Below are 10,988 nucleotides of genomic sequence, written 5' to 3'. Positions count from 1 at the left end.
TTGATAAAGAGTGCGGACCAATACACAGGACTACTTCCTAGTGTGCTGCGATTGGTTTTTATTTGCGCGCTATTGTTACATAAAAGACAAGCATTTTTAACCCATTTTTTTATTCAGCATTCGAATGGTTATCTTTTGGCATAACGGACTGTTTTTACATCTCAAGCCAAATGAAAGCGGTGTCAGCTTGCCCTCCTTGGCAGATATCAAAGCGTATCCATGCGCTCCTCGTTCATTCTTTTTAAACGACGAAAAAGAACGAACCAAGAAAACGTCGCCCCAACATCACACTTAATCCTCAAATCCTAAGCCGACATAGTGCAACCGTCTTGTAAGGCACGTCCCTGTGCCTGACAAGACTTGGCCGACATCCTGTCGGCACATTGCATATCGACTTATGATTTTCGGGTGTGATGAAGGGGGAAATAAGTTGTCTGTTAGCTGTCCACAAAGCCATCAGAAACATAGTTGCTTGCAAGCACCACAAGAATTTATCAGCGTCTTGTGTCTCCCTCATCACACCCGAAAATAAATTGCCAATGAGTCATTTCAACGCATGGATGCGTGAAAAGCGGTGACAGGGCCAAGGATGGCCCTTACACCGCGGTGACGTTCATATTGGTAATTTACTTGAGGAGTATGCGTGATGTTGGGAGTGCCCTTTCTTTTGCGCAACGATTCTTTGGGCATCAAAGAAAAGTATGTCGTAGCCCATGGATGGGCGTCGAAACCAGTCAGGGACAGTGGTTTAAACCTATGATTTCAGCTTTTTAGCATGCGTTGTGATAGATAGAATAGCCCATAGTTCAACACCGGCTAAAATACTTTTTATCGTCGGATAGTTATAAAAAACCCAGTTCCAGTCCCAAAATTGCTTGGCGAATTCTTCATCGAAACCAAGGTAATCAAGGTTGCGAATAAAGTTTTCAAACATCGCTAACAAGACCACTAAAATAAACAACAGACTTACGGTCATTAACGTCATATCAGAGATAGTAAAATGTACGTTTTCACAAGATTTATTACGCATTCTAAGTATTACTCTAGAAAGCGCTGGACGATATGCTAAAGCAATAAAGTGAGCTACATCGGTTATTAAATGGATCGTATAAATACGTGTATTTTTCCAAAGGTATAACGAGTCTTCATGCAACGCAAAGACATTAAAATGGAATGCTGCATACCCTAGTATCATTATAACTAATTGAATTGCACAGATATGTACAGCATTCACATTGTCTCGATACCAAATCATGATCACAATAAGCGCCGTAATAACGCCCAAACGATCTAAAAAAGGATGATCTAAATACAGAACACTTAGAAGGGTAAAATGCAATGCTAATAGCAGCTTCATAGTTTCAGGATCAAAGCCTTAAATGTTATTTTAAAAATAATTTTGTAGCTAAATTCAGTGACGGAGGTACTAAACTGCCACACTAAACACGGATTATACATTCAAGATTGAATGTATAACACTAAAGCGGTCACAGTTAAGAAAGGTAAGTCTATTTTTTAGAAGCAAATTTATCATTTCTATGTGTATCTTGCTCAGCATCACATTCCCTGATTTGATGCATCAAACCTTTAATATCGATAGAGCAATAGATACATATTTGCAAAAACTGATCGACTCTAGGCTGACCGACACCGGTTTCCCAATTTTCTATCGTCCTGAGAGACACACCAATTTTATCTGCCATTTTTTGCATGGAGACCCCTTTACGCTTTCTAAGTGCGCGAAGGTCATCACCTGATATACTGTTTTTAAAGAAAAACAAAGCTGTTATATCCCTGCTAAAATGTTGTAATTAACATTGAAATACAAAACTTGCTGCAAAAGCTTTCTGCATTTCAACTATTATAGAGCCTGAAACTCCTAGAGGATAACAAAAAAACACAAAAAATCAACAACACTTAACAGGCTTTAGTTTTTATAAATGCCGATTATTTCGGCACACCTAGCAAATATAACAGTTGTAACAAAGATCCTTCACAAATAGCCGCGTCGGCATTTTCTACCACTTTTGGTTTACCATGGATTGCTACACCTAGCTGGGCGTTTGCCATCATCACTAAGTCATTTGCGCCATCACCAATGGCAACTGTTTGAGTCATTGGGATTGCATATTGGGTTGCAAGTTGACCTAGCACTTCTGCCTTTTTGTCGGCATCGACGATATCTCCTAGCACTTTGCCAGTGAGCTGCTCATTTTCCACCTCTAGGGTATTGGCAAATACAGCGTCTAGCTGGAGTGGCTCTATCAATGATTCTGCAAACCATGTAAAGCCACCCGAGGCGATGGCAAGATGCCAGTGATGCTGTTTGAGCGCCTGACACAACAGTTCTATGCCGGGCATTAGCGGTAAGTTTTCTTTTAATGATTGAATTTGTGATAACGGTACGCCAGAAAGTGATGCAACGCGGCGGTGTAGACTTTCAGAAAAAGAGAGTGCCCCGGCCATTGCCTGTGCGGTGACAGATGCCACTTCATCATATCGGTCGGCCAATCGAGCAATTTCGTCAATACATTCAATTTGAATTGCGGTGGAGTCCATATCCATCACAAGTAACCCAGGCTCTGCTAAAGTAGGAGCTTGTGTTATAATCGCACCTTGCGCATTAATGCTTTTGGCAAAATGCCTCACCTCAGCCTTACTCGGCATTTGCGATGCGTTAAAACGCATGCCCAATGCAACTGGGAGCTGTTCATGAGGTTGATATGCCGTAAAATAAGTTTGCTCGATAGCAAATGTTCGAAGAAATTTCGCGACTTCCACAAGGTGTTGCAATTGTATATTTAGGCCAAAAAAGCATATTGATTGAGCTGTTGTCTCAGGTAATTGATTTACTTGTGTGAGGCTTATGTTACCTTGGCAACTATACCAATGATCAAGCGCCATATGTTCCTGAATTGGTGTGTTTAGTGCACTATTAGCGAATTGAATGATTGACGGCATAAGTTGCTCCTTGATAGCGTTAAGCCGATTTTTAACATGATTGCGCTAAGCTGTCAGCACTAGACCTTAGCAAAAGCGGGCAATATGCGATAAATATGAAAAATTTACATGTATTAGAAGTGTTAAACTCAACCCGAGGGCGCAGATTGTTTCGCCTGTGCATCGCCGCAACATGCTTAATTATGGTGACTTGGCTTGCGTTTAATACCAGCTTTGAATCTCATCGTTTGCTCCATAATGGCGCCGACCTTACCGCAAGGAGCCTCACCAAGCAGCTCGCAAAAAATGTGGCATTGCCCCTTTCTCGTAGTGATACGCCAAGACTCAGCGCACTGGCAAATCACCTCGCTAGCGATGACTTTGTACTTCAAGTTGCGATTTATGATTATCAAGGACGCTTTGTTGTTGGTAACGACGGTAATTCCTCACCCACGGATTATCAGCAACTACCTCAAACCTTACCTGGGCTAAGCAAAACCAAAAGCATTATTTCTGAACCAGTATATACGCCGATGGGACAGCCTCTTGGGTTCGTCAATATGGTCTATCTGACAGAAGCTGCTATGTCTCAAAGCCACTCTCATTTCCACGAACTTGGACGAGTCGTTTTACTGATGCTGGTGATTACGATGGTATTCACATGGCAAATAGGTCGAGCATTAAAACGCTGGGAAGTAAAACGCAAAATTCGCAAGAAAGTAAAGATGCTACCAGCACCAGACGAAAGTAATAATAAATTAGAACAAGGCTAACGCTGTTAGCTGTGTAAATAAATTGATAATATAACAACCAACATAAAATAAGAATTAATGACAAGGGATATGAACAGCAAGCTTTTTGTTACCCCAAAACCAAATCCAAATGCGGAGCTTAGGTTATTTTGTTTCCCATATGCTGGTGGCTCTCCCGCCATATTTTCATCTTGGATCGAAAAAGCAGATGAAAATGTTGAACTCGTTTTTGTTCAGCTTCCCGGGCGTGGCGCCCGTCTCGTAGAGCCCGCCATAGATAACATGTCCGAAGTAATTGAAGAGCTGATGTTTTACCATGACTACATTACCAGCAAGCCTTTTGCATTTTTTGGTCACAGCTTAGGCAGTCGCATTTCTTACGCATTGGCTTCTCAATTACTCGTAGAAAACTTACCAACGCCTAAAAAAATATTCGCATCCGCAAGCCGCGCACCACATTGCAAGTCTGGTAAACGTTTCTTACATGCTTTGCCACACGATGAATTTATCGCTGAGCTTCGTGACTTAAATGGCACACCAAAAGAAGTGCTCGAAAGCAAAGAATTGATGGAGCTACTTATCCCTTTGCTACGCGCGGATTTTAAAATTGCAGATACCTATGTTGCAGAGCAACGAGCCTTACCACTTCCCATTCATGTATTTCATGGCAGCGATGACGAGATAGTAGATGAACATATTGCAGCTTGGCAGGAGCTAACGACACAGCCATATCAGCTTACCGAATTTGCCGGTGGGCACTTTTTTATTCACCAATACGCTGATGAGATGATCTCAATTATTAATCAGCAATTGGCTTAAGTAGCTTTAATGCTATGCCAGAAAAGCATAAAGATCGCCGGGTGAACCGGCTCCTTCTTTAAAAGGTGAACAGCTATGTTACAAATCCAAAATAAGCGAGGAGAGAATGCGATTTAACTGAGATTGGTTAAACTCGCCACTTATCTGATAGATAACATCGCTTCCTTTTTTATTAATGTAAACCCTATCGTAGTCTTGATTTTCTCCCATAACGACAAAAGCAAAAATATCGCCGTTTTGGTACATACTCATCGGATTTTTTTCGTCTATGTCAAAAGCCGAGCGGAGCTTTGCTATGTTTTTTACTTTAGGATCTGAATGATACAGGACATGAAAAAATTCATTTACACTCATATTCAACTTTTTATGCATATCACCAAGTGAGATTTCCGGTGGGTTTAACGCAATTGCCAACTCATTTTGATCTTGGCTAGTTACGACCACAGTTTGGTTACTTAGCTCTAAAAAGTTAATTTTTGATAGTGTCGTGCTATCTACACAATAAACCAGATCAACAACTCTGATATGGACCTTATTACTACAAGATAAGCTTGGAAAAGGGTTCACTTTTTGTGACGCAATTATCAGGTTTGAGGTGAACGTTAACGCGGCAAGTAAAATTATTTTAAACATAACAACTCAATCCCTGTTGTGATTAATTCTAGTTTTGTTCTGTAACTGTTGGTGATTTCTTAGTTCGGCCTGAGATTAACCCCGTACAAGCGAAAACCTCTTAATGGTATGTTTAAGCTTTTTCGTCCAAAAAATATGAGAACTGAAATTAAGTGTATAAGCATTAACCAGAAGTGAACACGTTAAGGTTATATTATGTTATGCCCTAGAGCGAGGCATGAAATTACTGATCTATATCGCGTTTAAAGCTTAAAGATCGCCGGGTGAACCGGCTCCTACACCTGCTTTTCTATTGCTGGTAGAAATGGGTAAAAGCATCAAGATCGCCGGGTAAACCGGCTCCTACACGGGTTATCTATTGCTGATAGGTATGGCTTTATATCCCATTTGTGATATTGACTCGTAGGTCGAGATTTATCTCGACATCATAAATTCACCTCAAACCAAACAACTGCGTGGTATTTCGATAGAGCGCTGAGGCAATCTCGCTCGGGGTTTCGCTTCGATATTCACAAAGCCAATCAAATACTTGGACGACTCGCTTAGGAGAATTCGGCCTCCCCTGATAACCATGTAACGGCATCGACGGCGAATCGGTTTCCAATACTAAGCTTTCAAGCGGCAGCTGTGATATTACCTGTGCTGTTTTTTCGCCTCTTGGATAGGTGATTGTGCCACCTACTCCGAGCTTAAAACCCTGAGCAATATAATATTCGGCCTGTTGCTTTGAGCCTGAAAAGGCATGGATCACCCCACCATACTTTGGTTTAACACCTTTAAAAGCAGCAGCAATTAGGTGATGACTTTTACGGTGATGGACGATTAGCGGAAGCTTTACCTGATTACTCAGTGCGATATGCGCTTCAAACAGCGCAATTTGCCGCTCAAGCGCACCGCAGGTTGTATCAATGCCGCACTCTCCTATCGCACACAGTTGGGTACGATTGTGCACTACATACTCTACCAACGCAGCCATATCGTCGTCGCAGTGTTCGCCAATAAAATAAGGATGTAATCCCGCGGCGATTTCACATTGAGGATGATGTGCTTGAAACTCAACAAGCTTTAGAGACTGCTTGAGCGTAACGCCGGGCACGACAAAGCGTTCAACACCATTGCTATGGGCAGCTTTGATATGGGTAACTAGGTCATCTGCCAACTCGCTGAAATCGAGGTGACAGTGACTATCTATAAAGGCGAATTTATGGGTTGAGCCGCTCAATTTCCCAACTACCATCGGCTTGCTTCACATACATAAAGCGATCGTGAAGACGGTGCTCTCCACCTTGCCAAAACTCAACTTTAGTCGGCTCCACGCAATAACCGCCCCAAAAGTCAGGTAGTGGGATTTCGCCTTTAGCGAATTTGTCTTTCATGCTACTAAAGGTTTGCATCAAGGCTTGACGAGATGACACGGGGCGCGATTGCTGAGACGCCCACGCTGCAAGCTGACTTTCTTTTGGTCGTGATAAGAAATACTTGGCAACACGACTGGTTGGTAACGGAATAGCTTCACCGTACACAATAACCTGACGCTCAATTTCATGCCACGGAAAGTGTAAGCATATCTTGTTGTTTTGTTTTAATTCTTGCGCTTTGCGTGAACCGGTATTGGTAAAGAAGACAAAACCGTGCTCGTCTACATGCTTGAGTAAAACAATGCGTTGAGACGGCTGACCGTGCTCGTCGACCGTAGCGACGACCATCGCTGTTGGGTCAGTAAAGTTAGCATCAATCGCCTGCTGTAACCAGGTTTCAAACTGCGCAACAGGTGTGTCTTTTAGCATCTCACGACGTAAACCATCTTTGGTATATTCTCTGCGAATGTCTTCAAGTTTCATCACAATTTCCTTAACAAAAAAAGCCGCTATAAAGCGGCTTTCAGTATACATTAATGCAAGTTAAAACGAACTTACATTTGCTCCATCACTTCGATACCAAGCAAATCTAGGCCGGTTTTCAGTGAGTTAGCAACCAGATTACATAACAAGAGGCGACTTTCGCGAACGTCTGCTGCTACATCATCTTTCAAAATTGGGCACGCTTCATAGAATGTCATATACAAGCTCGCGAGCTCATATAAATAACTACATAATACGTGTGGCGTTGCTTCGCTGATCATCAGATCAAGTACTTCTTCAAGTTGCAGCAGTTTAAGTGCAAGTGCCTTTTCCTGCGGTGCTTGAATTTGAATGCGACCAGTTAGGCTGGCGCTATCCATGTTTGCCTTACGGAAAATACTACGAACACGAGTGTAGGCGTACTGCAAATATGGCGCTGTGGCTCCTTCAAAACTCAGCATCGTATCCCAGTTAAAGATATAATCACTGGTTCTGTGTTTTGACAGATCGGCGTACTTCACCGCACCAATACCCACTTTACGTGCTATTTCTTGGCGTGCTTCATCAGATAGGTCTGAGGCCCTGTCAGCAAGCTTTTCTGTCGCACGACTCACCGCTTCGTCAAGTAAGTCTGACAGCTTAACCGTACCGCCAGTACGTGTTTTAAACGGTTTGCCGTCGTTACCCATCATTGTACCGAACAGGCTTGGCTCGTAGCTGGTTTTGTCTTTTAAAAGACCCGCTTTACGTGCTGTGATCTCAACTTGGTTGAAGTGTAAGCCCTGGCGCGCATCAACAAAAATTAGGATACGATCAACATCTAGCTCATTTGAGCGGTAATCACAGGCTGCCAAATCAGTCGTCGAATATAAGAAACCACCACCTGATTTTTGCACAATAAATACGGAAGGTTCACCGTCTTTATTTGCCAATTCGTCAAGGAACACAACTTGAGCGCCCTGATCTTCAACCGCAATGCCTTTCTCTTTTAGCTGCTCAATCACGCCAGTAAGACGGTCGTTGTATGCACTTTCTGCCATGATATCATCACGCGTAAGCGTCACGTTCAGTTTACCGTATACTTCTTCAGAATGTTTAACTGAGGTGTCGATAAACATTTCCCATAGCTTCTTACAATGCGCATCACCGCCTTGTAGTTTTACTACGTAATCACGGGCTTTATCGGCAAAACCAGCTTCGTCGTCAAAGCGCTTTTTCGCATCGCGATAAAAGCTTTCAAGATCCGCTAGCGCAACGTTTTCAAGGTCAACACCTTGGTTCAGCAAATCTTCAAGGTGTGCTATCAACATACCAAACTGGGTACCCCAGTCGCCCATATGGTTTTGGCGAATAACAGTGTCACCACGGAACTCAAGGGCACGCACAACAGCATCACCAATGATAGTTGAGCGCAGGTGACCAACGTGCATCTCTTTAGCAAGGTTTGGCGAAGAAAAGTCGACCACAACTTTGTCAGGTGTAGCATGTTCAGCAACACCTAGCTTGGCATCATTATTTGCCGCTTCTAGGCTTGTAGCTAAAAACTCAGGCTTGAGGTGAATATTAATAAAACCAGGGCCTGCGATTTCTGTTTTTTCAGCAAGTTCGGCAACGTCTAGATTATCGATGATCTTCTGTGCCAGCTCTCTTGGGTTAGTTTTTAGTGCTTTAGCAGCTCCCATCGCACCGTTAATTTGGTAGTCACCAAACTGTGGACGCGTGCTTTGTGTTACCGCAGGGTTTGTACCTTCAGGGATACCAGCCGCTTGCATCGCTGCATTGGCTTTTTCAATTAAAATACTTTTGATGTTCATCTGTTTTCCTTTAATGCGCAGCGATTAGTGTTCACGGGTTTCATGGAACTTCACGTCAGGGTAACGCTCCATCGATAAATTCAGGTTTACGCGACTTGGTGCGATGTAAGTTAGGTTATCCCCCCCATCTAGTGCCAAGTTTTGCTCGCACTTGCGGCGGAATTCAGCCATTTTCTTCTCGTCATCACAGCTTACCCAACGCGCGGTTTGAACCGTTACGCTCTCGTAAATTGCATCAACGTTGTATTCAGACTTTAAGCGCGCCACAACCACGTCAAACTGCAGCACCCCAACCGCACCTACAATCAGGTCGTTATTGATAAGTGGTCTAAATACCTGTACCGCACCCTCTTCAGAAAGCTGTACTAACCCTTTTAGGAGCTGCTTTTGCTTCAGTGGATCTCTTAGACGAATGCGACGGAATAGCTCAGGTGCAAAGTTTGGAATACCGCTAAATTTAAGCGTTTCACCTTGTGTGAAGGTATCACCAATTTGAATCGTACCGTGGTTATGTAGACCGATAATATCACCCGCGAATGCTTCTTGAGCACGCTCACGGTCACCCGCCATAAAGGTTACCGCATCCGCAATACTGACTTGTTTGCCAAGGCGCACGTGATTCATCTTCATGCCCTGGCTATATTTACCAGATACAATACGCATAAAGGCGATACGGTCGCGGTGTTTTGGATCCATGTTTGCTTGGATTTTAAACACGAAACCAGAGAACTTTTCTTCATCGGCTTTCACTTCGCGCTCATCAGTTTGACGCGGTAGTGGCGTTGGCGCCCACTCCGTTAACCCGTCAAGCATATGGTCAACACCGAAGTTACCAAGTGCCGTACCAAAAAACACAGGAGTTAATTCGCCAGTTAAAAACAACTCACGGTCAAACTCGTGCGAGGCACCCATTACTAACTCAAGCTCTTCTCGAAGTTGTTCCGCAAGGCTTTCACCCACAGCGGCGTCAAGCTCGCTGTTATCTAGCCCTTTGATCACGCGTTTGTCTTGGATCGTATGACCTTGACCGGTTTGGTACAAAATCGTTTCATCACGGTGAATGTGATAAACACCTTTAAATTCTTTACCACAGCCAATTGGCCAAGTCACCGGCGCACACATGATGTTCAGCTCGGTTTCTACTTCATCAAGTAGCTCCATTGGGTCACGAATATCACGGTCCAATTTGTTCATAAAGGTAACGATTGGCGTGTCACGTAAGCGCGTTACTTCCATTAATTTACGGGTACGGTCTTCTACACCTTTTGCCGCATCGATTACCATCAAGCATGAGTCAACAGCGGTGAGCGTACGATAAGTATCTTCAGAGAAGTCTTCGTGTCCCGGAGTATCTAGTAGGTTTACTAAGGCATCATTATATGGAAACTGCATCACAGAAGTTGTTACCGAGATACCACGTTCTTTTTCCATTTCCATCCAGTCAGATTTGGCGTGTTGGTTTGAGCCACGGCCTTTAACCGTACCGGCTTTTTGTAACGCCTTTCCGAATAAAAGTACTTTTTCGGTGATGGTGGTTTTACCCGCATCCGGGTGCGAAATAATCGCGAAAGTCCGTCTTTTTGAGACTTCCTGAGGAATTGAAGCGTTTGACATCGGTTAAAATCTTCTCTTATTTTGAGTACAGTACAGACGACTGTTTTCTGCCCTACTCAGGCTATGAATATCAGTTAATCGTCTATTTTCGCCTATCTTGCCAAGATACTCAATCACAGAGCGATTTTTCTACGATATTTATTTTTTATTCGTGTTTACAGCTTTTAACTGGCCTTAAGGCAGTATAGGTAATCACCTTGAAGTGTTACCTATTTCAAGGACAAACAGCTTGTATATTCAACACAAAACAGGTAAATTGATAATGATTTGCATTTGAATTTATAACGGATGTACGTAGTTGTGCCTACCTCACACACAAAAGCTTTGCGGCTGCAAACCTTTGATGTCGCTTCCTTCAGTTTATGTCTCCTTGTTATTGCTATTCATATTGGAGGTATTGCTTTTGCGTGGACAGCGACCTCAACACCTGAACCAATGGAAATATCTTCTCAGCACTCAAGTATTAAGGGAAGATTTATCAACTTGCCTACTCAAACAGATTACACCACAGCTCAACAACTTGAGCCTGTTGTAGAACCTGAGCCTGTTGTAGAACCTGAACCTGTTGTAGAGCC

At 43.1% G+C, this 10,988-nt stretch carries 10 protein-coding genes; 2 read left to right on the top strand and 8 right to left on the bottom strand.

Annotated elements, in window-relative coordinates; translation table 11 throughout:
- Positions 1-754: 754 nt before the first annotated feature.
- From CWC03_RS22440 to serB, 3 genes are all read right to left on the bottom strand, one after another.
- On the bottom strand, positions 755-1,357 hold the full coding sequence (locus tag CWC03_RS22440; RefSeq protein WP_138583736.1) for a hypothetical protein: 603 nt from the start codon (positions 1,355-1,357) through the stop codon (positions 755-757).
- A gap of 151 nt (positions 1,358-1,508) precedes the next feature.
- On the bottom strand, positions 1,509-1,781 hold the full coding sequence (locus CWC03_RS22435) for a helix-turn-helix domain-containing protein (RefSeq protein WP_095727217.1): 273 nt from the start codon (positions 1,779-1,781) through the stop codon (positions 1,509-1,511).
- Positions 1,782-1,947: 166 nt separating this feature from the next.
- The gene (gene serB, locus CWC03_RS22430; protein WP_138583735.1) at positions 1,948-2,961 is read right to left on the bottom strand and encodes a phosphoserine phosphatase SerB; all 1,014 of its coding nucleotides are present in this window, start codon (positions 2,959-2,961) and stop codon (positions 1,948-1,950) included.
- Positions 2,962-3,056: 95 nt separating this feature from the next.
- Here serB and CWC03_RS22425 point away from each other — a divergent pair, with 95 nt between their 5' ends.
- Together CWC03_RS22425 and CWC03_RS22420 are read left to right on the top strand one after the other, a co-directional pair.
- Complete coding sequence (locus tag CWC03_RS22425; protein ID WP_138583734.1) at positions 3,057-3,713, top strand: AhpA/YtjB family protein; 657 nt, start codon at positions 3,057-3,059, stop codon at positions 3,711-3,713.
- Between the two features lie 69 nt (positions 3,714-3,782).
- The gene (locus CWC03_RS22420) at positions 3,783-4,511 is read left to right on the top strand and encodes a thioesterase II family protein (protein WP_138583733.1); all 729 of its coding nucleotides are present in this window, start codon (positions 3,783-3,785) and stop codon (positions 4,509-4,511) included.
- A 78-nt stretch (positions 4,512-4,589) separates the two neighbouring features.
- On the opposite strand, the gene CWC03_RS22415 is transcribed toward CWC03_RS22420, so the two are convergent.
- The 5 genes from CWC03_RS22415 to prfC form a co-directional block, all read right to left on the bottom strand.
- Positions 4,590-5,144 (bottom strand): hypothetical protein, encoded by a 555-nt coding sequence (locus CWC03_RS22415; RefSeq protein WP_138583732.1) that lies wholly within the window; start codon positions 5,142-5,144, stop codon positions 4,590-4,592.
- A gap of 433 nt (positions 5,145-5,577) precedes the next feature.
- Positions 5,578-6,381, bottom strand: a complete 804-nt coding sequence (locus CWC03_RS22410; protein WP_138583731.1) for a TatD family hydrolase — start codon at positions 6,379-6,381, stop codon at positions 5,578-5,580.
- The gene (gene pdxH / locus CWC03_RS22405) at positions 6,347-6,988 is read right to left on the bottom strand and encodes a pyridoxamine 5'-phosphate oxidase (protein ID WP_212748167.1); all 642 of its coding nucleotides are present in this window, start codon (positions 6,986-6,988) and stop codon (positions 6,347-6,349) included. The genes CWC03_RS22410 and pdxH overlap by 35 nt, the downstream gene beginning before the upstream one ends.
- A gap of 68 nt (positions 6,989-7,056) precedes the next feature.
- Positions 7,057-8,799 carry an arginine--tRNA ligase gene (argS, locus tag CWC03_RS22400; protein WP_138583729.1) on the bottom strand — a complete coding sequence of 581 codons (1,743 nt, stop codon included), beginning with the start codon at positions 8,797-8,799 and terminating at the stop codon, positions 7,057-7,059.
- Positions 8,800-8,823: 24 nt separating this feature from the next.
- The gene (gene prfC / locus CWC03_RS22395) at positions 8,824-10,413 is read right to left on the bottom strand and encodes a peptide chain release factor 3 (RefSeq protein ID WP_128726727.1); all 1,590 of its coding nucleotides are present in this window, start codon (positions 10,411-10,413) and stop codon (positions 8,824-8,826) included.
- Positions 10,414-10,988 lie beyond the last annotated feature (575 nt).

The sequence above is a fragment of the Pseudoalteromonas sp. S2755 genome, from assembly GCF_005886535.1.
Taxonomy (GTDB): Bacteria; Pseudomonadota; Gammaproteobacteria; order Enterobacterales; family Alteromonadaceae; genus Pseudoalteromonas.
Note: the sequence above shows the minus strand (reverse complement) of the source record. Positions and strands in the feature narration are given on the sequence as shown.